General features: G+C 64.1%; 20 protein-coding genes. 11 read left to right on the top strand and 9 right to left on the bottom strand.

Annotation, left to right across the window (positions count from 1 at the left end; all coding sequences use genetic code 11):
• Positions 1–141 precede the first annotated feature (141 nt).
• On the top strand, positions 142–2,256 hold the full coding sequence (locus CH275_RS11005) for a DUF222 domain-containing protein (RefSeq protein WP_179276106.1): 2,115 nt from the start codon (positions 142–144) through the stop codon (positions 2,254–2,256).
• A gap of 33 nt (positions 2,257–2,289) precedes the next feature.
• On the opposite strand, the gene CH275_RS11000 is transcribed toward CH275_RS11005, so the two are convergent.
• The gene (locus CH275_RS11000) at positions 2,290–3,435 is read right to left on the bottom strand and encodes an NADH:flavin oxidoreductase (protein ID WP_179276105.1); all 1,146 of its coding nucleotides are present in this window, start codon (positions 3,433–3,435) and stop codon (positions 2,290–2,292) included.
• A 65-nt stretch (positions 3,436–3,500) separates the two neighbouring features.
• On the opposite strand from CH275_RS11000, the gene CH275_RS10995 reads away from it, so the two are divergent.
• The 4 genes from CH275_RS10995 to CH275_RS10980 all read left to right on the top strand — a co-directional run bounded on the left by CH275_RS10995 (position 3,501) and on the right by CH275_RS10980 (position 7,492).
• Positions 3,501–4,355 carry a sulfurtransferase gene (locus CH275_RS10995; RefSeq protein ID WP_094677995.1) on the top strand — a complete coding sequence of 285 codons (855 nt, stop codon included), beginning with the start codon at positions 3,501–3,503 and terminating at the stop codon, positions 4,353–4,355.
• 72 nt (positions 4,356–4,427) lie between these two features.
• Positions 4,428–5,249 carry an SDR family oxidoreductase gene (locus CH275_RS10990; protein ID WP_094677993.1) on the top strand — a complete coding sequence of 274 codons (822 nt, stop codon included), beginning with the start codon at positions 4,428–4,430 and terminating at the stop codon, positions 5,247–5,249.
• A gap of 69 nt (positions 5,250–5,318) precedes the next feature.
• The gene (locus CH275_RS10985; protein ID WP_373453704.1) at positions 5,319–6,464 is read left to right on the top strand and encodes an acyl-CoA dehydrogenase family protein; all 1,146 of its coding nucleotides are present in this window, start codon (positions 5,319–5,321) and stop codon (positions 6,462–6,464) included.
• 44 nt (positions 6,465–6,508) lie between these two features.
• A complete protein-coding gene (locus CH275_RS10980; protein WP_256990974.1) occupies positions 6,509–7,492 on the top strand; it encodes an ABC transporter substrate-binding protein in 984 nt (327 codons plus the stop codon).
• Here the strand turns inward: CH275_RS10980 and CH275_RS30275 are convergent.
• Both CH275_RS30275 and CH275_RS10970 read right to left on the bottom strand, forming a co-directional pair.
• Positions 7,489–8,526 (bottom strand): TIGR03086 family metal-binding protein, encoded by a 1,038-nt coding sequence (locus tag CH275_RS30275; RefSeq protein WP_094677989.1) that lies wholly within the window; start codon positions 8,524–8,526, stop codon positions 7,489–7,491. The genes CH275_RS10980 and CH275_RS30275 overlap by 4 nt on opposite strands.
• A complete protein-coding gene (locus CH275_RS10970) occupies positions 8,523–8,882 on the bottom strand; it encodes an ArsR/SmtB family transcription factor (RefSeq protein WP_094677987.1) in 360 nt (119 codons plus the stop codon). Before CH275_RS10970 ends, CH275_RS30275 begins: the two co-directional genes overlap by 4 nt.
• Positions 8,883–8,979: 97 nt before the next feature.
• Here CH275_RS10970 and CH275_RS10965 point away from each other — a divergent pair, with 97 nt between their 5' ends.
• From CH275_RS10965 to CH275_RS10940, 6 genes are read left to right on the top strand one after another with little or no spacing between them, the layout of a single operon-like run.
• Positions 8,980–9,624 carry a hypothetical protein gene (locus tag CH275_RS10965; RefSeq protein WP_218828776.1) on the top strand — a complete coding sequence of 215 codons (645 nt, stop codon included), beginning with the start codon at positions 8,980–8,982 and terminating at the stop codon, positions 9,622–9,624.
• Positions 9,625–9,664: 40 nt separating this feature from the next.
• The gene (locus CH275_RS10960; RefSeq protein ID WP_094677985.1) at positions 9,665–10,264 is read left to right on the top strand and encodes a DJ-1/PfpI family protein; all 600 of its coding nucleotides are present in this window, start codon (positions 9,665–9,667) and stop codon (positions 10,262–10,264) included.
• On the top strand, positions 10,261–10,725 hold the full coding sequence (locus tag CH275_RS10955; RefSeq protein WP_094677983.1) for a MarR family winged helix-turn-helix transcriptional regulator: 465 nt from the start codon (positions 10,261–10,263) through the stop codon (positions 10,723–10,725). Before CH275_RS10960 ends, CH275_RS10955 begins: the two co-directional genes overlap by 4 nt.
• A gap of 7 nt (positions 10,726–10,732) precedes the next feature.
• Complete coding sequence (locus tag CH275_RS10950; protein WP_094677981.1) at positions 10,733–11,974, top strand: hypothetical protein; 1,242 nt, start codon at positions 10,733–10,735, stop codon at positions 11,972–11,974.
• Positions 11,975–12,014: 40 nt separating this feature from the next.
• The gene (locus CH275_RS10945) at positions 12,015–13,019 is read left to right on the top strand and encodes an aldo/keto reductase family protein (RefSeq protein ID WP_094677979.1); all 1,005 of its coding nucleotides are present in this window, start codon (positions 12,015–12,017) and stop codon (positions 13,017–13,019) included.
• Between the two features lie 45 nt (positions 13,020–13,064).
• Positions 13,065–14,540 carry a carboxylesterase/lipase family protein gene (locus tag CH275_RS10940; protein ID WP_094677977.1) on the top strand — a complete coding sequence of 492 codons (1,476 nt, stop codon included), beginning with the start codon at positions 13,065–13,067 and terminating at the stop codon, positions 14,538–14,540.
• 101 nt (positions 14,541–14,641) lie between these two features.
• Here the strand turns inward: CH275_RS10940 and CH275_RS10935 are convergent, their stop codons facing one another.
• From CH275_RS10935 to CH275_RS10910, 6 genes are all read right to left on the bottom strand, one after another.
• Complete coding sequence (locus CH275_RS10935) at positions 14,642–16,483, bottom strand: flavin-containing monooxygenase (protein ID WP_094677975.1); 1,842 nt, start codon at positions 16,481–16,483, stop codon at positions 14,642–14,644.
• A 134-nt stretch (positions 16,484–16,617) separates the two neighbouring features.
• Positions 16,618–17,940, bottom strand: a complete 1,323-nt coding sequence (locus CH275_RS10930; protein WP_094677973.1) for a PucR family transcriptional regulator — start codon at positions 17,938–17,940, stop codon at positions 16,618–16,620.
• Positions 17,937–19,370 (bottom strand): phytoene desaturase family protein, encoded by a 1,434-nt coding sequence (locus CH275_RS10925; RefSeq protein WP_094677971.1) that lies wholly within the window; start codon positions 19,368–19,370, stop codon positions 17,937–17,939. The genes CH275_RS10930 and CH275_RS10925 overlap by 4 nt, the downstream gene beginning before the upstream one ends.
• Positions 19,367–21,244 (bottom strand): DUF3556 domain-containing protein, encoded by a 1,878-nt coding sequence (locus tag CH275_RS10920; RefSeq protein ID WP_094677969.1) that lies wholly within the window; start codon positions 21,242–21,244, stop codon positions 19,367–19,369. The genes CH275_RS10925 and CH275_RS10920 overlap by 4 nt, the downstream gene beginning before the upstream one ends.
• A gap of 89 nt (positions 21,245–21,333) precedes the next feature.
• Complete coding sequence (locus CH275_RS10915) at positions 21,334–22,830, bottom strand: class I adenylate-forming enzyme family protein (RefSeq protein ID WP_094677967.1); 1,497 nt, start codon at positions 22,828–22,830, stop codon at positions 21,334–21,336.
• Between the two features lie 153 nt (positions 22,831–22,983).
• Positions 22,984–24,099, bottom strand: coding sequence for a hypothetical protein (locus CH275_RS10910; protein ID WP_094678659.1), 1,116 nt, complete (start codon positions 24,097–24,099; stop codon positions 22,984–22,986).
• Positions 24,100–24,228 lie beyond the last annotated feature (129 nt).

Here is a 24,228-nt window from a genome sequence, read left to right as displayed (position 1 = left end):
TTCGGCGGATAGCGGCAGGTCAGAGGGGCCGTCTGCGGGAGTCCCGTTTCTTGTCGGTGGCCTCGGTTACTGTTCTTCTTGTTCGAACAGGCGTTCTTGTTTCGGGTCACCGGGGGGTGAAAAATGGGTGCGATACCGACCGTGTCACTGGAGGCTTTGACCGCTGCCGCACAGGCAGAGAATCGTCTTGCGGCTCGTAAGATTTCTGCCTGCTACGACGTCCACCGAAGCTGGATCACGCTCGACACCAAGCACAAGCACTACAGCCGGTACGGGCGCACCGAGATGGCACTGGCGTTGGGTTGTTCGGCGACGGTCGCCGAATCGTACGTCTCGGTCGGCGTCGCTCTGCATACCCGACTGCCACTGCTGCGGGCAGCATTCGAGACCGGGGAGATCGACCTCCCCCGAGTACGGACGGCCTGCCGCATTCTCGACAACCTCTCCGACGAGATCGTCAGGTTGGTCGAGAACGAAGTGGTCGAAGCAGCCCGCCGATCGTCACCGGGTCCGCTGGAGAAGGAGATCTGGGACATCCTGCTGCGGGTCGCGCCGGAGGAAGCAGCAGCACTTCGGGAATTTGCGAAGAAATTCCGCACCGTCACCTACAGCCCGGCCGGTGAACTGGCGCGGATCCGAGCCGAGCTGACCGCACCCGAAGCCGCCGCCGCATGGCAGCTCCTCGAGGAAATGGCCGACACCCTCTGCCCGAAAGACCCTCGCGGCAAGAAAGATCGCCTGTGCGATGCGTTCATGGCCCGCATGCACGGCGAACCCCGCCTGACATGCCTGTGCCAACGCCCAAATTGCCCGAAAAAGGATGCGGCGTTGCCGGATCGTCGGGTGCCGTTGACGATGATCACCGTCGATATCGCCACCCTCATCGGACTGCTCGCGAACCCGGCGTATCTGGCCGGGCACGGATCCATCGACCCCGACCTCGCGCGGGAACTCGCACGCAACAGTCACTGGCAGATCCTGCTCACCGAAGCAGTCACCCTCGCCGAGAAGTTGGGCCTCGCTGTGCAGAACCCGGAGACCGGGGAATGGGAACGACGCCCAGACAGTGAGAAGGCATGGGCAGCATCAGAACCTGAGACGGAAGACGGCGTAGACACAGATGCCGGCACGGGTACCGATGCCGCTTCGGCTGCTGATGGTGTTGGGCGAATGGGGCCAGCCGCGGATTCGGGGGCGGATGCCGATTCCTCGACCGCCCCGCCTTCGGCCAGTACACCAGCACCAGCACCAGCACCTGCAAACACCCCGGCACCGGAACCAGCAGCACCGGCAGATGAGGTCGACCAGACCGCAGATGCCGACGAGACCGAGCCGAACGGCGAGTCAGAGCTGAACGACCAGTCCACACTCGCACCTGCGGCCGACCAGTCGCCAGTTCTTGAACCAGCGGCGGCCACTGTGTCATCGCCCGCTCCGAAGCCGTCATCGACCACTCCGAAGCCGTCGGCCGAGCAGGGTTCGTTACCGGATCCAGTCCCAGCAGAGACTGGACCGACCGACCCGGCACCGGGTGACGATCGACCTCAGCGTCGTCTGCAGTCGCTGACCTCCACTGCAGCCCTGTTCTGTACCCATACGCCCGTCGGCAGGGGCACACGGCACAGCTCTGCCCTCGATCTGTCCGGCGTGGCTCTCGGGGGTGGCACGCTTGTTGGCCGTGAACTCGAAGTCCTCACAAGTCTTGCCTCACAGGGCATCTACCTCGGCAACGCATCCCTGGCTGCTGCTCTCGAAGCTGCGATCGCCGCCGACCCCACCCTCGGCACATCCGTCGCCCGCGGCCCACTGACCGACCGAGCCCTGATTTACCGACCCGACACCCTCACCACCGCAGCAGTTCGCCTACGTGACCGACACTGCCGCTTCCCCGGCTGCCACCGCCCCGCCGACCGCTGCCAACTCGACCACATCATTGCCTTCGACCACAGCAACCCCCTCGGCGGCGGCTGGACCACCGTCGACAACCTCCAATGCCTGTGCGAGTACCACCACACCGGCAAAACCGCCGGCTACTGGAAAGCCGTCATGCTCTCCGGCGGCGCGATTCTGTGGACATCCGCCTCGAAGACCACTCGAATCACCCTGCCCGCCAACGGAACAGCCGTCCCCATCATCGGCAACGACCTCAGACCGCACATCCCCACCAAACCGAGACGATCCGGCATCGTCGCTTACCGCCACCCACCCGACAACCAACAGCCCGAGACAGACGACACGGCAGCACCGCCGTTCTGAGCGATGCTGCCGTGAATACCTGCGCCCGCTCCGTCAGACCAAGTGCTGAATGTGGTCGCGCGTGAATTCGACGCGCTCGTCCACGCGGCCGTCGCCCACCTTGTTCACCCACTCCGGATCGGACAGCAACGCGCGCCCGACGGCCACCAGATCGAACTCGCCGTCCTCGAATTGACCGACGAGCGCGTCCAATCCGGTTACACCCGACGCGGCATCCTCAGACCATGCCGACGTGAACACCGAGTCGAGGCCGACCGATCCGACGGTGATGGTCGGAACTCCGGTGAGCTTGCGGGTCCACCCGGCCAGGCCCAGCTTTCCGTCGTTTCCGTCCAGCTCGGGGAACGCGGCATCCCAATGGCGGCGCGTCGAGGCGTGCAGAATGTCCACTCCGGCGTCGACCAGGGGCGTCAATACGCGTGCGAGTTCCTCGGGGTTCTGCGCGATCCGTGCGTCGAAGTGATTGCTCTTCCACTGCGAGAAGCGGTACACGATGGCGAAGTCCTCGCCGACTGCCGCTCGAATCGCCGCGACGACCTGCGCCGGGAAGCGGGTCCGGGCTTCGAGCGAACCACCGAACTCATCGTCGCGCACATTGGTTGTGGCCCAGAGGAACTCGTCGAGCAGGTAGCCGTGAGCACCATGCAATTCGAGACCGTCGAAGCCGGTGTTCTTCGCGTTGACCGCAGCCTGTACCCACTGCGAGGTGAGTTCGTCCAGGTCGGCGTCGGTGAAAGCTCGACCGACCGCGGAACCGTCGAGTGCAATGCCTGACGGGCTGACGGTGGTGACGTCGGGAAACAGGCGTGGTTCGGTGCCGCGCTCGACTCCGAGATGCCACAGCTGCGGGATGATTGCGCTGCCCTCGGCGTGCACGGCGTCGACGACGCCCTTCCAGCCCTCGAGGCTGGAGTCGCCGTAGATCCGTGGAACCCGGGTGTGGGGGCCTGCGGCCGGATCGGGGATGTAGGTGCCCTCGGTGATGATGAGGCCGGTGCCGCCCGCAGCGCGCTTGCGGTAGTACTCGGCCACATCCGGACCGGGAACACCGTCGGGCGAGAACGCGCGCGTCATCGGGGCCATGGCGAAGCGGTTGCGCAGCTTCAGCGACTTGACCTCGAACGGCTCGAAGAGTCCGGCGGTGGACAGATGCTGTGTTGTGGATGCAGTTTCGGTCACGCCTGCGGACAACCTGCACCGACACCGAGCTATTCCCCGCGCGGGACTGTTAGCGTCGAAGCCTTATGAGCCCCTCGCCGCTGATTTCTGCCGCCGAACTGCACGATCTCTTCGAGATGGGCCGGGCCCCGGTCGTCCTCGACATCCGGTTCACACTGCAGACCGGTAGCGACAGAGCAGGTTACGAGGCGGGGCACATCCCGACCGCGCAGTTCGTGGACCTCGATGCCGATTTGGCCGCTCCGCCGGACCATGGGAGTGGAGCCAGCAGGAACGACCCGAATCACCGCGGCCGTCACCCATTGCCCGACGCCGAGACGTTCGTCGCAGCAATGCGTAGTGCTGGGGTGAGCGACGACTCTTCGGTGGTGGTCTACGACGCAGGCCCCGCGACCGCGGCTGCGCGCGCGTGGTGGTTACTCCGCTACTACGGCCATGCAGACGTGCGTGTCCTCGACGGCGGGCTGAATCAGTGGATCGCCGAGGGATTTGCCCTCGGCACAGAACCATCGATCGTCGCGGCCGGATCGTTCACCGCCAGGTCATCGCTCGCACGAGTCCTCGACGTCGACGACGTGCTCGAGTTCGCGCAGAACAACATCTTGCTCGACGCCCGGGCACCCGAACGATTTCGAGGGGAAGTGGAGCCGGTGGATCCTGTGGCCGGTCACATCCCCGGTGCGGTCAATCGGCCGACCACCGAGAACGTCGATGCGGACGGGCGGTTCTTGGCTCCCGAGGTACTCGATGGCACATTCGGTGGACTTGTGCCCGAGGGGAAGGACGTCGCCGTCTATTGCGGATCCGGGGTGACCGCGGCTCATCAGATTCTCGCGCTCGAGTTGGCGGGCATCGATGCGGCGCTGTATCCGGGATCGTGGTCGGGATGGATCACCGATCCGGCGCGCCCACGGGCGTAGGACACGGGCCCTGACCAGCGAGTTCATGACACCTGGGTTGAACTTGAATCTGACTTCAACTATACCTGGGGCATGAAGGTAGAAGGCAAAGTTGCCATCGTCACCGGCGGTGGCGGCGGAATCGGCGGGGCCATCGCCGCTCGACTCTCCGAGCACGGCGCCCGCGTCGTCGTCTCCGACCTGGACGAGGCCACGGCCCGAACAGTGGTCGACGCCATCGAACGAGACCGGCCGGGAACGGCCGTCGCGGCTGCGGCGGACGCGTCGAACACAGAGGACATTCAGCGGCTGATCGCGCTGGCCGAGGACTCGTTCGGACCGGTCGACCTCTATTTCGCCAACGCAGGTATCAGCGGCGCCCCCGGACTCGACGCCACCGAACAGGACTGGGACCTCTCGTTCGACGTCAACGTGCGCGCGCACATTCGCGCTGCGCAACTGTTGGTGCCGGGTTGGCTCGGACGCGGCGAGGGCTACTTCGTCAGCACGGCCTCCGCGGCCGGTCTGCTCACTCAGATCGGTTCGGCGACATACGCAACCACCAAGCACGCTGCTGTCGGATTCGCCGAGTGGCTCAACGTCACCTACGGCAACCGGGGTGTTCGCGTCAGCTGCCTGTGCCCCATGGGCGTCAACACCAAACTTCTCTACGAGGGACGTGAATCCGGAGATGCATTGGGAGCGGCGGCAACTGCGGCAGTACTCAGCGCCGGTGCCGTGCTCGAGCCTCTCGACGTCGCCGATGTGGTGCTCGACGCCATGGACCGCGAGCAGTTCCTGATCCTGCCGCACGAGAACGTACTGGACATGTACCGCAACAAGGGTGCCGATTACGACCGGTGGTTGCGCGGCATGCGTCGCTACCAGGACAGCTTGCTCGACAACAACCGTTAGGGGCCCACCGTGGCATTTTTCGAGACCAGCGACCGCGCGAAGAAGTACGAGTCGGATCTGTTGGAGTTCATGGACTCTCACATCTACCCGGCCGAGGCAGTGTACGAGCAGCAGATGCTCGAATCCGGTGACCCGCACTTTCAGCCGCCTGTCATCGAGGACCTGAAGAAGGAAGCGCGCTCACGTGGACTGTGGAATCTGTTCCACCCGCACCCCGAGTGGGGTCCCGGTCTGACCAACCTCGAGTACGCCCCGCTGGCCGAGATCATGGGCCGCAGCCTGCTCGCCCCCGAGGCGTGCAACTGCAACGCACCCGATACCGGCAACATGGAGGTGTTCACGCTCTTCGGCACCGACGAGCACCAAGAGAAGTACTTGAAGCCGTTGTTGGACGGCACAATTCGCTCTGCCTTCGCGATGACCGAACCTGATGTGGCAAGCTCCGACGCCACCAACATCGCGATGAAGATGGACCGCGACGGTGACGACTTCATCCTGAACGGACGCAAGTGGTGGACGTCCAATGCGATGCACAAGAACTGCAAGGTGCTCATCGTGATGGGCAAGACCGATCCCGAAGCTGCCACGCACCGTCAACAGTCGATGCTGGTGGTGCCCATCGATGCGCCCGGTGTCACCGTCCTGCGCAACCTGCCGGTATTCGGCTACATCGATCGCGAAGGCCACGCCGAGGTGCTCTTCGAGGACGTGCGAGTGCCGGCGAAGGACGTGCTGAAGGGGCCGGGTGAGGGCTTCGCCATCAGCCAGGCTCGCTTGGGCCCAGGCCGTATCCATCACGCCATGCGCACCATCGGCGTGGCGGAACGCGCACTCGAATTGCTCTGTCGCCGAGCGGTATCGCGAGTGACGTTCGGCAAGCCGGTGGCGATGCGGTCGAACATCCAGGACTGGGTCGCCGAGGCACGCATCGAGATCGAGAAGACCCGACTGCTCACGTTCAAAGCCGCGTACCTGATGGACACCGTCGGGAACAAGGAAGCGCGTACCGAGATCGCGGCCATCAAGGTTGCGGCACCGGAGATGGCGCTGAAGATCATCGACCGTGCCATTCAGGTGCACGGCGGAGGAGGCGTGTCCAACGACTTCCCCCTCGCGATGATGTACGCACACATCCGCACCCTGCGGCTCGCCGACGGTCCCGACGAGGTGCACAAGATGTCGATCGCGAAGATGGAGCTGAAGAAATACCTCTGAACGTAGCCCACCGCAGCAAGGTGAGCCTGTGCTAACTTCTGCGGATGAAACGGACATTCCTGGGGTGTGTGCTCGCTCTGACAACCGCGTCGGCGCTGGTCGCGTGCAGTAGCGGGGCGGCTGACGATTCGGTGTCCGAGTCCCGAACCATCACCGTGGACACCATCGCCGGACCCACCGAGGTGACGGGTACACCCAGCCGGATCGTCGCGTTCGGTCAGCAGTGGGTCGACGCCCTGCTCGAGTTCGACGTGCAACCCGTCGGATACGTCTCTGCCGGGTCCAACGGAAACGAGCGGGGCCTCTACCCCTGGCAGACCGAGGTAGCGGACGATTCCGTCATGCTCGACGCCTCGGCCGTCGACCAGGTGGGTGGGGCGGTTCCGACGGAGGAGATCGCGGCACTGCAGCCCGATCTGATTCTGGTGTCGGGCATCCCGTCGATCGATCCGTACCGCGGGCTTTCGGACATCGCACCGACTATCTTCCCGAAGGCGGAGAAGGTCGAGACGTGGGAGTCGCAGATCGAGACCCTCGGACGAGTTCTGGACCGGGAAGACGATGCGAGCCGAATCATCGAGGAGGGTCGCGAATTCACCGACGGAATCGTCGCCGATCTTCCCGGGCTGAACGGTAAGACCGCTGTGCTCTCGCAGTTCATCTTCAGCACGCAGCAGCTGGCCGTCGTCGCCGATCCGGAGGACGGTGCGGCTCAGATCTTCGACAGCATCGGGCTCAGTGTGCCCGAGGGCCTGGTGAACTCACCCGACATCTCGCACGGACGCATCGTGCTCAGTCCCGAGCGTCTCGACGTTTTGACGGCCGATTTGGTGGTGATGCTCCCCAACGGCGGGACCCGCGACGATCTCGAGAAGCTGCCCGGGTTCACCAGGCTTCCGGCGGCCACCGGAGGGGGGCTGGCCGTTGTCGATTACGCGACGGTCGTCGGGATCAACTTGCCGTCGAAAGCGTCGGTCGAGTTCTCGTTGAACAAGATTCGGCCGCAACTCGAGGTGGTAGCAAGTTAGCTCCGGGATGTCCAGGCCGGGTCCCGGCCGATGAAGGCCATCAGCTTGTCCTGCGGGGACGCGTCGTCGGCGACGGGAACCGCGGGCCCGTACTGTCCGCTGTCCCTCAGCATCTGCTCCATCGGTCGCATGGCGTCGAGGGCCGCTGCGCAGCGCTCCTGGCCCAGGTCGGGTTCGCGGCCGAGGGCTTTCGCCAGGTCCCAGGAGTGCATCCAGATGTCTGCGGTGTAGAACATGGCGATCGCTTTGTCCACCGGCATGTCTCCGGTGTGCGGGTTGCTCAACACGCGGCCGGACGGGTCGTCGAGAATGGCTTGGATGTCGGCGACGTGACGTTGCCATGCAGCTTTCGGGTCGGCATCGATATCCAGAGTCTGGAATTCGATTCCTGCGCCGCCGGCGAGAAAGCCGCGAGACCACTCGATCAGGTGCTTCACGACATCGATTGCAGCCCAGCCTGATACCGGGCTCGGGCGTGACCAGTCCTCGGGCGACGCGGACAGGACGAGCGCGGTGAAGGCTGCCGCGTCCTGCAGGTGCTGCCGAGCCGGCCCCGTTTGTTGCGTGAGTAGCTCGTCGAGTTTGTCGTAGCCCTCTTTCACTCCGACATCCATTCCGCTGGACAGCATGCCGTCGCGAGTGGCGAAGTCCGACATCACACTGAGTACGTTCAGTAGCGTGCCCCCGCCCTCGCGTCCCTCGAACGTGAGGGTCTCGAGGGCAACCGAATCGGGCTGACCCTCGTAGGTGAACGTCCACACGATCCGCTCGTTGTCCCTGACCTCGTGGAAACTGCCGAAGAAGGATGCGATCTCCTCCCCGTCCCGATCGTTGGCGAACGCCCACGCACCTCCGGTGTGCGCCTCCCACTTGAGGATTCGCGTGGTCAACGACCTGGGTCCCACCCACTTCCTGTACAGCTCGGGGTCGATATGAGCGCGGAACACCTGCTCCGGCGTCGCGTCGAACTCTCGAACGATCTCGATCGTGGGTACTTTCTCGTCTGCGTGGATCTCGGTTTCGTGCACTGTCATGACACCTCTTTCGTCTCGGTGGTCTTGTCGTCCGCAATGCTCTCCAGCAGGGCGTCGAGGCGGCGATAACGCTGTTCGGCTTCCTGTCGATAACGCTCGATCCACTTCGCCATCAGGCCGAACACCTCCGCATCCAGGTGCACCGGACGACGCTGGGCATCTTTGCTTCGAGTGACCAGGCCGGCGTCCTCGAGTACTTTCACGTGCTTTGATACGGCCTGCAGGCTCATGTCGTACGGCTCGGCCAGTTCGCTGACGTTCGCATCGGCACCTGCGAGACGGGCGACCATGTCACGCCGAGTGGGATCGGCCAGGGCTGCGAACGTCTTGTTGAGTTGCTCCGTGTGGTCGTCCATGGGCTCCTAGCTTTCTCGCTGGTGTCGAGATTAAGCCCCGCGACCGGTGTAGTCAACCACTTGGTTGAGTAAACCCGTCATGGCCTACCCTCGGCGCATGAGCGTCGGTGATGACATGGTGCGGGACGTGCTGGCCCGGAATTCGGCGCATCCGCTGCGGGTGGCGATCGACGGTGTGACGGCCTCGGGTAAGTCCACGTGCGCACGATGGTTGGTGAATGCCATTGCGGCGAAGGGTCGTCCGGCAGTGCACGTGACGATGGACGGTTTCCATCACCGGCGCGCCCACCGTTATCGGCAGGGTCGGGCGTCGGCCCTCGGCTACTACCGGGATGCCTACGACTTCGACGCGCTGCGTGAGCACGTTCTGATTCCTCTGGGGCCGAACGGAAGTGGTGCCATCCGTCGTCGCGTCATCGATCTGGCGTCCGATGAGCCGGTGGACGATCCGCTCGAAGCGGTACCTGCCGACGCGGTCGTCGTCGTGGACGGAACATTCCTACATCGGCCGCCGCTGCCCGACTACTGGGACTACACGGTCTTCGTCGACACCCCCATGGACGTCGCTCGGGCTCGCGGTACGGCCAGGGATGCGGATGCGCTCGGGGGTGAAGTGGCCGCGGGCATGGCCTTCGACCAGCGCTATCATGCGGCGTGCCGGATCTATCTGGATGAGGTGGATCCACGCGAGCGGGCCACTCGGGTGCTGCCAGGTATTGACAGCCTGCTGTCAATGGAGTGATGATTGACAGCATCCTGTCAATCGACGTGAGGACGTTCCGATGACCACCATTGCGCTCTATGCCACCGACACCATGGCCGACTGGGAGTACGGATACCTCACCGCCGGACTTGCCATGGCTCGTGAACAAGACCCGGACGCCAACCGATTGATCGTCGCCTCGGAGACGGGGCAGGCCGTCACGACGATGGGAGGATTGCGTATCACTCCGGACGTCGGCTTGGCCGATCTGCCGACACTCGACGCGTTGATTCTGCCGGGAGCGGACAGTTGGGAATCCGGGCACGACACGGTACTGAAGCTCGCCGCCGAACTGGTTGCGGCAGGGACTCCGGTCGCAGCAATCTGCGGGGCAACATTCGGTTTGGCCCGAACGGGACTTCTCGACGACCGGCCGCATACCTCGAATGCCGCGGAGTTCCTCACGGCGGCAACCGAATACCGTGGTGCGGAGCACTATCGAGACGAGAAGGCGGTGTCCGACGGCACCGTGATCACCGCAGGCGGGGTGAACCCGCTCGAGTTCGCGAAGCTGGTGTTCGAGCGGCTGAACGCGTTTCCGCAACCCGTCATCGATGCCTGGTACGGCCTGTACACGACAGGTGAACGCAAGTACTACGAGCAACTTGCCGGCGCATGAAACAACGTACGCCGCAGGGTGATGCACTGACGGCATTGGTGTTGCCCGTCTTCGAGCTCAACGGCGAATTCCTGGCTGCCGCACACGACATCACCGAGCCGACGGGTCTGACTCCGGCGTGGTGGCAGGTCCTCGGAGCCACCCTGGACGAGCCTCTCTCGGTCGCTGACATCGCGCGACGCGTCGGGCTGGGGTTGGCACGACAGAGCGTCCAACGGACGGCAAATCTGTTGGTGGCCAAAGGCTGGGCCGTATACGTCGACAACCCGAACCACAAGCGCGCGAAGTTGTTGGAACCCACCCCCAAGGGGCGCGATACCGTTGCAGAGCTGCGGGACGCGCAACATGCGTGGTCCGACGCCGTGGGAGCAGCGGTGGGGCAGGATGAACTGCGGGCCTTCGCGGCGACCCTGGAGAAGATCCTCGCGGCATCCCGGGACTATCGCAGCGGCAGTGCATAATTCGGGCATGATTGCGCTCGGGGTACTTCTGACCGGATTGCTTGCAGGATTGTCGATGCAATCCGACAGCACCGACATTTTCGGCAACACCAGCTTCGGCGGGGTGCAGTTCTCCAGTGGCGGCGGAGGAGTCGCGGTCGCAGTGATTCTGGCGTCGGGTCTGGCGATGGTCGTGCGTCGGCGCAGCATCCTGGCAGGTCTGTCCATCGCCTCGGCTGTCGTCACCGGGGTCTCGGTACTGCTGTTCCCCTCCGACCTCATCCGCGTACTCGCAGGTGGTGTGTTGCTGGGTTGTGCTGCAGTGCAAGCGAACAGTCGCCGAATTCTGCAGGCTCTACTGACCGGGTCGTTCCTCCTCGGACTACTCGGTGCGGGCGCAGTCGAGGCGCTGCAATACCCGGGCATTCCGCGGGGCTATGCCGACTACCTCACCGAATCCGATCTGGGCACACCGTTGTTCGTTCCGGTGCTGTGCGCCCTCGTGGTGCTGACAGCGGCGTGGGCAGCCCCAGTCGACCTGAGCCGACAGGGTCCGCCATCCGATCGCCGTATCCGCACGGTCGGAGCGATACTGCTGATCGCTGTCGGCGGTCTACTGATCGATATGGTGTTCGCGTACGACCTCTTCGGGAACGTCGACAGCGTCACCGGAAGCTGGTACTTCGGAATCCTCGTCCTGCCCGTGTTGTTCGCGGCGGCCGGCCTGTTGCCTGGTCGCGGTGGCGTGATGGTTCTCGCCGGGACGGCTGTGCTGCTCACCTCGACCACCACGTCCGGAGTGGGTATCGACGTGTCGGACGGAGTCTGGGTACTCGTCGTCGTCGCCGTCACGGCAGTTGCCGTGGCAGCCGGTACCGCATCCGGATTGCGATGGGGGCATCCGCTGATCGGTATCGCACTACTCGCGTTGGTGTGCGTGACCGCACTGTTCGACAGTCCGCCGCTGGACAACGTGAACTACGTGGCAAGTCTTGTGGCCTTTCCGGCCGCCGCGGCTTATCTCTACGTGTCGTGCAGTCGTACCGGCCCGACGGCATCGGCACTCGGCCTCGCGGTACCGCTGGCGATCACGGTGCCGATGGTGGTCACCTACGGATGGACGGCATACACGCCGCTGACGTCTGCCATCACAAGCACGTCCTGGTCCGACCTGTGGCTCTCGGCAGGTGCTGCATTCGCACCGGTCGTCCTCTGCGGCGTCGGGATATGGGCTCTGAATCACTACTGGCCGTCGGAAGAGACGACATGAAGGAACCTGATCCGAAAGTCATCGGAGTACCGTTTTCTTCATGGCTTACAGATACCTCGGAAACAGCGGACTGAAGATTTCGGAGATCACTTACGGCAACTGGTTGACGCACGGATCGCAGGTGGAGAACGACATCGCCACCCAGTGCGTACGCGCGGCCCTCGATGCGGGCATCACCACGTTCGACACCGCCGATGTCTACGCCAACGGCGCTGCCGAGACCGTCCTGGGCGACGCACTCAAAGGGGAGCGTCGGGAATCGCTGGAAATCTTCACCAAGGTCTACTTCCCCGTCGGTCCCAAGGGCCCCAACGACACCGGGCTCTCACGCAAGCACATCCTCGAAGGCATCGACGCGTCGCTGCGTCGGCTCGGTACCGACTACGTGGACCTCTACCAGGCGCATCGCTACGACGTCGAGACCCCGCTCGAGGAGACCATCGCGGCGTTCGGTGACGTCGTCCGCCAGGGCAAAGCGCTCTACATCGGCGTCTCGGAATGGACCGCCGACCAGCTCCGCGCCGGTCAGGAACTCGCTCGCCAGAACGGGTTCTCGATCATCTCGAACCAGCCGCAGTATTCGGCGCTGTGGCGCGTGATCGAGGACCAGGTGATCCCCACTTCGAAGGAACTGGGCATCTCTCAGATCGTCTGGTCTCCCATCGCCCAGGGCGTGCTCACCGGAAAGTACCTCCCCGGACAACCTCTGCCCGACGGCTCTCGCGCCAAGGACGACAAGGGCGGCGACAAGATGATCGCGCGCTACCTCGACGATCAGACGCTCACCCGGGTACAGCAGTTGAAGCCCATCGCCGATGATCTGGGAATCACCATGGCGCAGTTGGCTGTTGCGTGGGTGTTGGCGAACGACAACATCGCGGCAGCTCTCGTCGGGGCCTCGCGCCCCGAGCAGATCGCCGAGAACATCAAGGCCTCCGAGGTCACCCTCGACGCCGATGTACTCGCCAAGATCGACGACGCACTCGGCGATTCCGTGGAGCGCGACCCGGGCAAGACGGGTTCGCCCGAGACACGTCTGGTCTGACCGCCTGAAGGCGTCGGTCCGATCCGAACAGGGTAGTAATGAGGTATGGACACGATCACTGTCGATACACCTCAGGGCCAGGTTCGCGGTCGGACCGGCGAAGGCATCATTTCGTTTCTCGGAGTGCCGTACGCCGAGGCCCCGTTCGGGCCCCGTCGATTCCAAGCACCGTCGCCGCCCCCGACCTGGGACGGAGTGCGGGACGCACTCGAGCTCGGGGCCACCGTTCCCAAGGTGGGTTACCGCCCCCCGACGAGCGAGATTCTGAGCGAGCCGGTGGTACCCGGCGAGGACTGCCTCAATGTCAATGTCTTCACCCCCGATGTCGGCGGCTCGGCACCGGTGTTCGTCTGGATCCACGGCGGCGCATTCGTCAACGGCAGCAACGCCATTCCCACGTACGACGGTTCGGCCTTCGCGCGGGACGGCGTCGTGACAGTGGTGATCAATTACCGACTCGGCGTCGACGGGTTCGCACTGATCGATGGAGCCCCGGCCAACCGCGGGATGCTCGATCAGGTCGCGGCCCTCGAATGGGTACGCGACCACATCTCTGCCTACGGCGGCGACCCGGCCCGGGTGACCATCGCGGGGGAGTCGGCCGGCGCGATGAGTGTCGGCACCCTGATGTCGATGCCCCGTGCCGAGGGGTTGTTCTCGCGAGCGATTCTGCAGAGCGGTGCCGGGCACCACGTCATCACTGCCGAGACTGCCGCGAAAGTCTCCGCGGCGCTGGCGGCCTCGCTCGGCGTCGAGGCCACGGTGGACGGCCTGGGTTCGGTGGCAGTAGACGCGTTGGTCGATGCGCAACGCGATCTGTCCGATCGGATCACGGCCGAGGCTCCGACCGGAGCGTGGGGTGAGCTGGCCCTGAACGTGATGGCATTCGAACCGTACATCGACGGTGATGTCGTTCCTGCGCTGCCGTTTTCGCGCATCATCAGCGACGGCGCGAGCGCACAGGTGGACGTGCTGATCGGAACCACCAGCGAGGAACATGCGTTCTTCATCGTTCCGGCGGGGCTGGTGCCGCACATCACCGAGGATTACGTGAAGATGGTCCTCGCCGGGTACCGGGCCGACCCGTCGGCGCTGGAGAAGTACCGCGAACAGCTGCCCGACGCCTCGCCCGGCGAGCTGATGATCGCCGTCATGACCGACTGGTTCTTTCGTATCCCGGCCACACGCCTGGTCGAGGCCCGCTCCGGTAACGCATTCGTCTACGAATTCACTTGGCGCTCATCGTTGTTCGACGGCGCGCTCGGGGCCTGTCACGCGCTGGAGATCCCGTTCGTGTTCGACATGCTGCACAAGCCCGAGACCGCACGAATCACGGGCCCGAACCCGCCGCAGCAGGTGGCCGACGAGATGCACCGCGCCTGGGTCGAATTCGTGCGCGACGGCTCTCCCGGATGGGACTCGTACGGCAGCGACCGTGCGGTGATGATGTTCGGCGACGAGCCGGGAGTCGTTCTGGACCCGAGGTCGGCGACACGCGAGGTATGGGACGGGGTTAGGTGAGCACCTGAGCGGCTGCGCCGCACGTGCACGCGGAGCCTGCGGTCGTTCCGCAGGCTCCACTCCGAACCTCGTATCAGGCTACGAAGTTCCGTGCACATGGGTCACCGAAGGTGATGCACTTCCTGCAGCCCGTAGACCGGGGTGTCGATGCCCTCATAGCGCGCCTTGATCTGCAGGGCCAGGTAGAGCGAATAGTGCCGTGACTGATGCAGATTGCCACCGTGGAACCAGAAGTTCTCCTGTTGCGTCGGCTTCCACATGTTGCGCTGCTCGCCCTCCCACGGACCGGGATCCTTGGTGGTGTCCGAGCCGAGGCCCCAGCACTTGCCTACCTTGTCGGCGGTCTCCTGATCGATGAGGTCGGCGACCCAGCCGTTCATCGAGCCGTAGCCGGTGGCGTACACGATGAGGTCGGCCGGCAGCTCGGTACCGTCTTCGAGCACGACGCCGGTCTTGCTGATCCGCTCCACCTGCCCGGCAACGAGTTTGATCTTGCCGTCCGCGACGAGCTCGGATGCGCCGACGTCGATGTAGTAGCCCGAGCCGCGGCGCAGGTACTTCATGAACAGTCCCGAACCGTCGTCGCCGAAGTCGTGTTGGAAGCCGGCCTTCTCGAGCCGATCGTAGAAGTCCTTGTCCTGCTCCGCGATCTGCTGATACACCGGAATCTGGAACTCGTGCATGATCCGGTAGGGCAACGACGCGAACGTGAGATCTGCTCTGCCTGTGGTCATCCCGGACTCGACGGCCCGCTCGGAGTACAGATCGCCGAGCGCGATCTCACACAGCGAATCGGACTTGACGATATGCGTCGACGAACGCTGCAGCATCGTCACATCGACGCCCGTCTCGTACAGCGCCTTGCAGATGTCGTGCGCGGAGTTGTTGGAACCGACCACCACCACACGCTTGCCGACGTATGCGTCGGGACCGGGGTGTTCGCTGGAATGGTGCTGCTCGCCCTCGAACTCGTCCATGCCGGGGAAATTCGGGACGTTCTTCTTGCCGGACATCCCGGTGGCCATCACCAACTGCTTGGGCCGCAGGATCACTTCTTCACCGTCGCGATCGACGACGACCGTCCACTCCTTCGCCGTCTCGTCGTAGGTGGCGGACTTCGCGGTGGTCTTGCTCCAGTACGGAACTTCCATGACCTTGGTGTACATCTCGAGCCAGTCGCCGATCTTGTCCTTCGGCGCGAACACCGGCCAGTTCGGCGGGAACGGCAGGTAGGGGAGATGGTCGTACCAGACCGGGTCGTGCAGGCACAGTGACTTGTAGCGCCCACGCCACTGATCGCCGGGGCGTTCGGCACGATCGACGACGATCGCAGGCACTCCCAGCTGCCGGAACCGAGCGCCGAGGGCGATACCGCCCTGGCCGCCACCGATCACGAGGGCGTACGGCTGCACGCTGTAGCCGAGTTCCTTTTCCTCGATCTCCTTTTTCTCCGCCCAGTTCTGGGTATCGGCGTTCGAGCCGTGCACCGCGCCCTTGATCCGTGATGCACCCTGGCGCTCCTCGTGCCCCTTGAGCTCCTGCATGGTCGTCAGCAGTGTCCAGGCCACGTCGTCGCCGGTGTCGGCGTCGACCGTCAAGCGCAGATGTCCCTTGCCTCGGCTCGTTGCGGTCTCGAAGTCGATCCACGCGGAGATGACGCCGTCGGCTTCGTCGGGAACCTCGGTGGTGTGAAAGCCCGTCGGATCGGTGTCGTCGAGCCGCTCGGAGAGCATGTCGCTGACGCCGTCACGGCCTTCGACGGTCTTCAGGTTCCAGGTGAACGTGACGAGGTCACGCCAGAAGCTGCTGACGGCGAACATGCCGGCCACGCGCGGAATGTCACGTGCGACCAGGGCCTCCTCGAACGACGACAGCCAGGCGTCGACCCGTTCCTGAGGGCTGCGCGTGCGGGTGATCTCGATCGGCTCGATGGTCTGGGTCATGGAAACTCCTCGTGGCGAAAGTGTGCTCGTTGTGTGACCCAGCACACTCCCGCGCCGTGGCGAAGTCGAGAGTTGCAGTGGGTTGCAGCGCGCCGAGGTATCGACCGCGTCGAGAAGGAACTCGGGTGACCTGCCTACGTCTGAGTGGGCCGGAGAACCAGGGCTCCCAGAAACTGACACACCTGCAATGCCAGCGCGAGATCGAGCTTGTCCCCGGTGGTCGTGTGTAGTTCGAGCGCTTTGGTCACTCGATACTTCACCGTGTTGCGGTGGACATTGAGTTCCTGGGCCGCGTGCAGATGACTCTCGTCGTGCGCGAAATATGCATGCAGGGTGTTCCTCAGCACGGCCGCGTTGGGCGTGTCGTCGGCGAGCGTGCCCAGCGTCTCCCAGACCCAGTACCGGGCCGAATCGAGATCCTGGGCGAGCAGCGACACGATGGCCACATTCTTGTCGCCGTAGCCGAGAACCTCACGCACCGGTGTCCCGGGTATCGACGCGATGGAGTACGCGGCGCGTGCCTGCTCGTGGGTCCGGCGGAACCCGTCGACGCCCTTGCCCGGTAGGCCGACGGCCATGCGGGTGGAGTGGTCGAGGCGAAGGGCCGCAGCAAGCTCGGGCGTATCGACCGTCGGCGTGCGGGTACCCAGGGGGATCCAGGCCCACGCGGTTCGGCGATCGATCGCGGTGACGATCGGCGGACCTGCGGAACGCATCGCTGCGGCGGCGCGGCGGGAAATGACGTCGATCGATCCGAGGGTCGTCGTCGAGTCCGATCCATCGCTCCACACGACGACACCGAGATGATTCTGGTTCAGCAGGTAACCGGTATGGGCCTCGAACGTCGTTGTGGTTCCGCTCCGGTCGGCCAGCAGTGTGTGAATGGTCGACGAATGAACGGTTCCCTTGGCACCGATCCACCGAATGCGTTCGGTCTCGTATGCGTCGAAGACGAACAGCGTTATCCAGTCGATGTAGTTGTAGACGACGTCCGAAATATGTTTCAGGACAGCGAAATCGAGCTCCGAATCGTGCGAGTTCTTCTTCACTTCCTCGAAGCAGATACTCATCATTTCGTTCTGGCCCAGGTGATAGGCCCGCACCAGCGAATTCGACGGAACGTCGCGTTGAGCAAGGCGCAGTGCGTACTCGACGGCTGCGGTGGTCGGCTGCAGGCGGTCGACCGGAATGTCGTTGGCCAGTACATGCACGATCGTCGAGATGTTGCCGTGGACAGAGGCTTCGAGAAGCTGCACGAGGACGGGGTCGTCGTCCAGATGATCGATATCGTGCGCCATGAGCGAGGTCATCGCCCGGACCATGTCGAGTTCTCGTGCCGACAGTGACCGCGCGACCTGTGCGACGGCGGCGAGAACGTCCGCGTGGGCCGTCGCAGGCACATGGGCAAGCCGGCTGCGGGCAACCGCCCGACGGTCCTCGGGTTCGAGGTTCGTCACCCCATGTCCTTCTTCTGCCGCCGTAGGTGCCGCAACGCGGACTCCGCTGCGTTGTACCCACACATTCCGTGTGCGCCGGCACCCGGGGGAGTCGACGCGGAACAGAGATACACGCCGGGAACTCCGATACTGTACGGATCCAACGCAATTCGAGGTCGAAGTACCACCTGAAGTTCGGTGTTCGCGCCCCCGATGATGTCGCCGCCGAGGTAGTTCGGATTCGAGGCCTCCAGTTCGGCGGGGGAGGTGACGACGGTGGCGACGACGATATCTCGGAATCCAGGTGCGAATCGTTCGATCTGGGCGATGATCGCCTCGGTCGCGTTGCCGGTGAATCCGTTGGGCACATGGGCGTACGCGTACAGCGGATTGATCGACCCGGCAGATCGCGTCGGGTCGGCCACGTACTGCTGGCCCACCAACACGAACGGCCGATCCGGCATGACGCCCAGATTGATCGCCTTCTCGCTCGCCGCGATCTGCTCGAAGGAACCTCCCAGATGAACGGTGCCGGCCCGCCCGCATGCGGCGTTCGTCCACGGTACGTGTCCGTCGATCGCGAAATCGATCTTGAACGCGGCCGGAGCTCGACGAAACTTGCGGTAGGAGCGCGCGATACGAGAGGGCACCGCATCGCCGTAGATGTCGAGAGCGCCGCGCGGTGATGTATCGAGCAGCACCACGTCGGATCGGGGAATGTCCGAGGCCGTCCGTACCCGAACACCGGTGTCGATCTTGCCGCCGTGATCGACCAACATCGACGCCAACGCCTGCGCTATCGCCCCGGAACCGCCCTCGGCCACCGGCCAGCCGTAGCGATGACCCGAAGCCGCGAGCATCAACCCGACGGCCGACGTCGCGGGTCGGTCCAATCGGTAGTAGGCGTGAGCCGCCAGCCCGCCGAACATCGCTCTCGCCTTGTCCGTTCGCCACCACTTCGCCGACACAGTGGCCGGTAGCAGTGCGCGTGGGCCGAAGGCCGCAAGGGCCAGCGGGTGCCGCGGCACGTTCGCGATCGGGCGCATCAAGTCGGCAGCGAGGACGTCGAAATTGCGGGCCAGGTCCCCGAACATCCGGTTCCAGCGCACCCCGTCGACACCCAGACCGTCGGCCGTTGCCTCTATCGACCGGTGGATCGATCCCGCATCACCGTTGTCGAGCGGATGTGCGCAGTCGATGTCCGCCAGTTGCCACCGCAGGCCGTAGCGCTCGAGGTCGAGCGTGCGCAGATACGGCGAACCCGCACCCATCGGATGGAACGCCGAACACAGATCGTGTGTCACACCCGGCACTGTCATCTCGGCGCTGCGCGTTCCCCCGCCGATGGTGTCCGCGGCCTCGAGAACATGAACATCGACCCCGGCGCGGGCGAGGCGTACCGCGGCAGCGAGCCCGTTCGGCCCGCTGCCGACGACCACTGCTGTGGTCATACCTGCTCGCCGCGTTGCGGATGGGGCGCGATGATGGAGTCGCCTGCGGGGCGTGCAGTGTTCTCGCGCATCTTCGGTTCCTTCACGGTGCCGGGATCGGTGGCGGCGCGGTTCGCGTCGATGTCCAGTGTCCATGTCACAGTCACCGGAATCGGGCCGTTCGGCAACCACGGCTGCTGCTCGATGGCATCGGAGACCTTGTACGTACCGCGTTCGATGACTCCCAGAGCCGCATCGATGACCTGATATTGCTGGTAGTTCCTGTGAATGGGCTGCGACTCGATCCAGACCACGAGAAATTCTCCCGGCGCGAAATTGCATCGGCGTTGGATCGCCGCGATCAGCTTGGCGTCGTGCAGATGGCCGTCACCGAAGTTGAACGCCACGATCGAATTGCACGAGAACTCGGCGTCACGCAACGTGTAGGTGTCGATGTCCTCGCCGAGGTGATTCATCATCAGAGAGAACAGTGCGCGACCCTGGCTGTGCATCGAACGCCAGCCGAGCAGCTGGTGCATCACCACGTCGGCGACATCGGCCGGATAGGTCGCCAGCAGTTGAGTGCGAGTGTTCTGGCTCGGCCTCTTGATGAACTCGTCGATCTTGTCCTCGCAACCGGGAGCGAACGCCCACGTCGCCGACGCCCAGTTACCGGCGTACTGACGCATCGACGGCAGGAACGAGACCAAATCGGGTCGGAGGTTGCCGACGATCGGGAAGAACACGAGCGCAACCACGATGACGGCCAGCAGCACCGGAGAGGAGAAGTTCCATACGGCGAAACCGTCGGCGTTCGGGAATCCGAGGAAGAGGAACACCGCCGCGAACGCGAAGAACAGATTCCATTCCAGCGGGACGGCGAGCGGGAACGTCGAGGTGATGAACAGGTGGAACGCGACCATCAGTGCGGCGGCAGCGAGAGCGACGACGGCATTGGTGGTGAAGAGCAGGACCAGCGGCGTCGCGACCTCGACCAACGTTCCGAGGACGTGACCGATGCCGCCGGCCATCGTGGACGGGCGAAGGTCGTCCGGGAAGTTGCGGTAATGCGCGCGCTTGAGACGGGTCGAGGTGATCCACGGGGTGTTCGAGAGCATCGGCGGAATGACCATCGAGAAATGGTGGCCGAGCTTGGAGATTCCGGCACCGACCCACACCGAGACCATCAGCAGTTTGAGGGCGATGATCATGTCGACGAACGGCAAAAGGCCGAAGAACAGCACGGCTGGGAAATACTGCTCACCACGGGCGGCGATGAAGATGACCTTGTCGCGCAACCCGATCACGACGAGAAGGGCTGCGAGGGTGATCATCAGTGCGGGCCGCACCAGGCCGTTGTTGTCCGCGATCGCAGCGTCGACAGAGCTGCTGTGCACGCCGGGAAGGATCAGTGCCGCAACGATGTTGACCACGATCGCGGCGTAGACGATGACATCGAAGACCGTGCGGCTGTCACCGGAGGTGAAGGGCACCTTTCCGGGCCACGGTGGCAGACGAATCGTGTTGGGGCGCAACCAGAAGAGCGCGCCGCCCATCATCGGCTCGAAGTGACCGGCGAGCGGGCCCCACGATCCGCCCAGGCCGAGCGTCTCGAGGAGCAGCGTCCACAGCAGGATCTTCTGGTAAACGATCGGTTCGTTCCACCACGCCGAGAAGTCGAGAGGATTGTGCCCGGAGGTCAAAGTGGCTATCGACACGCCGATGGCGAGGTAGAGGACCACGAGTTTGAGAATGTAGATGGTGTGCACCATCTTCGGGGTTCCGAAGCCGTGGTCGGCCCAGTGGGTCGACATCGCCCGCAGTCGGTCGCGGAACGGTAGATCGAGGAAGGTGGCCGGGTCGACCGGCGGGAAGCTTCCTTCTTTGAATCCCATGTCGTTACTCCTGTGTGGGTGGTGTGGGTACGGGTGATCGCCTCACCGGCATCGGACGCTGGTGAGTGAGATGTTCGGAGCTGGAAATGTCAGCCGACGGGTGCGGCGGTGGAGCGGAGTTCGGTGCGCAGACGGGCCTTGTCGATCTTGCCGACGGGGTTCTTCGGGAGCGCCTCGACGAAGTTAATCGCAACGGGCAGTTTGACTTTCGCGACGAGATCACGGAGGTGGTCCAGAAGGTCGGCGGATCCGACGGTTGCGGCCGGGTAGGTCACCACGTACGCGACGGGGACTTCGCCGTACACCTCGTCCGGTGCGCCCACGACGGCAACTTCGAGCACGTCGGAATGGGTGGCGAGGGCATTCTCGATTTCCTTCGGATAGATGTTCTCCCCACCGCGAATGATCATGTCCTTGATGCGATCGACGAGGGTGAGGTAGCCATCGACGTCGAGGTGTCCGACGTCGCCGGTGTGCAGCCATCCGTCGACGACGGTCCGCTTCGTCTCCTCCGGGCGACCGAAATAGCCGCGCATGACGTTCGGGCCAGAGATCAGCACCTCACCGACGGTTCCGACGGGCAGGTGGTGGCCGTCCTCGTCGACGATGGCGATGCTCTGGCCCGGCAGTGCCGGACCGACGGTTCCCAACTTGCGGACTCCGGTGGGGGGATTGCACGCCGATGCGCAGGTCCCCTCGGTGAGGCCGTATCCCTCGACGAGGGCGAAACCGAATCTCGACTCGGCGCGGTCGAGAAGTTCCTTGGAGATCGGTGCGGCCCCGCACACGCCGAAACGGACGGACGAGAAGTCCGACTCGAGGTCCGGTGGCTGCGCGGCCAGCAACGCGTAGATCGTGGGGACAGCCGAGAAATAGGTCGGGCGAAGCTCTTTCACGTCCTCGAAGAATCTCGTTGGACTGAACCGTCCGGTGATGCTGACCTGGCCTCCGGCGATCAATGGAGCGAGAATGCTGACGCAGATGGCATTGACGTGGAAGAGCGGCAGGACGAGCAGGCAGTGATCGTCGGCGGTCAGATCCAGATGTAATGCCATCGCCGACGCCATGTACTGCAGATTGGCGTGGGTCAGCTCGACGCCTTTCGGGCGCCCCGTGGATCCGGAGGTGTAGATCAGTAGCGCAAGGTCGTCGGACTCGGGTTCGACCGAGCCGAGATCATCGAACGATGGTGTGGTGGAGCCGAGTTCGTCGCCCGAGATGTCGTCGACGGTGAGGCAGACGATGCCGTCGAAGCGCGGACGGCCGCTGTCGGTGATCGCGATGACCGCACGCGAGTCCGTGATCTGATGATGGGCCTCGGACGGCGTCAAGGTCGGGTTCACCGGAGTTGCGACCGCACCGATACGCCACGCGGCCATGATTGCGATGATCAGTTCGACTCGATTGGGAAGTATCACGGCAATCACGTCGCCCGTTCGTACCCCGTGTGCAGTCAACTGTGACGCGAAAACATCTACGCGCCCGGCGAATTGGGCGTATGTCAATTCGGAGTGATCGTCGCGGACGCACGGTCGATCTGCTCTTTCGGCCGAAGAACGCCACGGGAAGTACCCGATGACCGTCATGTGTGGATCCCCTCGCTAGTGCTGTGATCCACGACACTAGTGACGGAAGATGGCTGTCGATAGAGCTCGCGAGGCCAGAGATCGGCTCATCTGTTGTTCTCGGAGCATAAACACGACCGACGTCGATCGCCGGTCGTGTCTCGGCTGTTCGTCTCAGGCCGGCGAGAGCTTCCTCAACCCCAACGACTGGAATCCGACGACGTAGATCAACGTCCACAGCACCAGCCAATCGATGAATCCCAGTGCGTTCCCGGAGATCCCGGCCGCAACGACGGGCTCGTGCAGCAGGTGGTCTGCGACGAAGAAGTAGTAGGCCAGAAACGTCCCGATGGCCAGGGCGAAGGTCAGTAGCGCACGCGCCGCCGCCGGGAATCGATTGCCGAAACCGTTGGCCCAGAAAATCATCCAGAAAGCCCAGCAGACGCCGATCTGAGCGGGGAACTGGTTGATGACGCTACCGAGCTCTGCGGTGGCGTCGGAGCCGACGAGCAGCTTTGCCAACGGCACCAGCAGGAAGTAGATCGCGGTACCGACAACCGCGTTGCCGATGGTCGCCGCCAGTGCGGTGCGACCACCACCGCCGGCCAGTTTCCAGGGCCAGTTGTCGAGGGTCTGGCCGGTGAGGATCACCGAGACGACGATCGAGTAGAACCAACCCAGTGCGGTGTCGACGGACATGAGCGGATCGGTGGCCGAGAGCGAGACCGACGGCAGGCCGAACACGAAGTACAGCGCCAACGTAGGTACGGCGACGAAGGCGATCTCGCACAGCCCGATCAACGGTTGCTTCATGCGCAGCACGGTCCACGGCCAGTGCTGCCAGTTCAGGACCACCATGACCCAGGTTCCGAAGCCGAACAGCACGAACAGTGCTCCGGCGAAGTAGCCCAGTCCGCCCTCCCGGGAGCCGGCGAAATCCGGATACAGCGCACCGAGGCCGCTGCCGAGTATCCAGGTGACGGAGACGGCGAATACAGCGGTCGAGACCAGAATGGCGAGCCCGCGGACCGGTTGCTTCAGAGAATCGAATCCAGCGAATTCGCAATCGAATCCGATGAACACGATGAACAGAATCGCCCAGAACAGCGCGGCATCGAACGGCAGTGGATAGAAGCTCCACGGGCTGATGGTGGGGTCCGCCAGCAGATACCAGGTCGCCAGAGAAACGACGACTACGACGGCGAGGTTGGCGATTCCGAACAGGAGCCAGTTGCCCTGTGGGGTATCGATTTTCGGCTTGCTCACAGGTCGATCTGCGGTTGCGGTCATGTGGTGCTCGTTTCCGTGAGGCGACAGTGTCGCCGTCACTATGAGCTCGATCACAACCGCGCGTCAGGGTTGCGGCAGGTTGCAGCTCGGCCGCGGCACTGCAACGCGCTGCAACCCTGGCGCTTGTGC

Source organism: Rhodococcus sp. 06-235-1A (assembly GCF_002258785.1).
GTDB lineage: Bacteria > Actinomycetota > Actinomycetes > Mycobacteriales > Mycobacteriaceae > Rhodococcoides.
This window is presented reverse-complemented; position numbering and strand designations above follow the sequence as displayed.

Excerpts from the sequence above, each read along its gene's own strand:
- CH275_RS10910 (WP_094678659.1), bottom strand. The coding sequence starts at position 24,099 with ATGACCGCAACCGCAGATCGACCTGTGAGCAAGCCGAAAATCGATACC.
- CH275_RS10970 (WP_094677987.1), bottom strand. The coding sequence starts at position 8,882 with ATGGACGACCACACGGAGCAACTCAACAAGACGTTCGCAGCCCTGGCC.
- CH275_RS10940 (WP_094677977.1), top strand. The coding sequence starts at position 13,065 with ATGGACACGATCACTGTCGATACACCTCAGGGCCAGGTTCGCGGTCGG.
- CH275_RS10945 (WP_094677979.1), top strand. The coding sequence starts at position 12,015 with ATGGCTTACAGATACCTCGGAAACAGCGGACTGAAGATTTCGGAGATC.
- CH275_RS10995 (WP_094677995.1), top strand. The coding sequence starts at position 3,501 with ATGAGCCCCTCGCCGCTGATTTCTGCCGCCGAACTGCACGATCTCTTC.
- CH275_RS10955 (WP_094677983.1), top strand. The coding sequence starts at position 10,261 with ATGAAACAACGTACGCCGCAGGGTGATGCACTGACGGCATTGGTGTTG.
- CH275_RS10915 (WP_094677967.1), bottom strand. The coding sequence starts at position 22,830 with ATGACGGTCATCGGGTACTTCCCGTGGCGTTCTTCGGCCGAAAGAGCA.
- CH275_RS30275 (WP_094677989.1), bottom strand. The coding sequence starts at position 8,526 with ATGACAGTGCACGAAACCGAGATCCACGCAGACGAGAAAGTACCCACG.
- CH275_RS10925 (WP_094677971.1), bottom strand. The coding sequence starts at position 19,370 with ATGACCACAGCAGTGGTCGTCGGCAGCGGGCCGAACGGGCTCGCTGCC.
- CH275_RS10960 (WP_094677985.1), top strand. The coding sequence starts at position 9,665 with ATGACCACCATTGCGCTCTATGCCACCGACACCATGGCCGACTGGGAG.
- CH275_RS10990 (WP_094677993.1), top strand. The coding sequence starts at position 4,428 with ATGAAGGTAGAAGGCAAAGTTGCCATCGTCACCGGCGGTGGCGGCGGA.
- CH275_RS10950 (WP_094677981.1), top strand. The coding sequence starts at position 10,733 with ATGATTGCGCTCGGGGTACTTCTGACCGGATTGCTTGCAGGATTGTCG.
- CH275_RS10920 (WP_094677969.1), bottom strand. The coding sequence starts at position 21,244 with ATGGGATTCAAAGAAGGAAGCTTCCCGCCGGTCGACCCGGCCACCTTC.
- CH275_RS10980 (WP_256990974.1), top strand. The coding sequence starts at position 6,509 with ATGAAACGGACATTCCTGGGGTGTGTGCTCGCTCTGACAACCGCGTCG.
- CH275_RS10985 (WP_373453704.1), top strand. The coding sequence starts at position 5,319 with ATGGACTCTCACATCTACCCGGCCGAGGCAGTGTACGAGCAGCAGATG.
- CH275_RS10935 (WP_094677975.1), bottom strand. The coding sequence starts at position 16,483 with ATGACCCAGACCATCGAGCCGATCGAGATCACCCGCACGCGCAGCCCT.
- CH275_RS10965 (WP_218828776.1), top strand. The coding sequence starts at position 8,980 with ATGAGCGTCGGTGATGACATGGTGCGGGACGTGCTGGCCCGGAATTCG.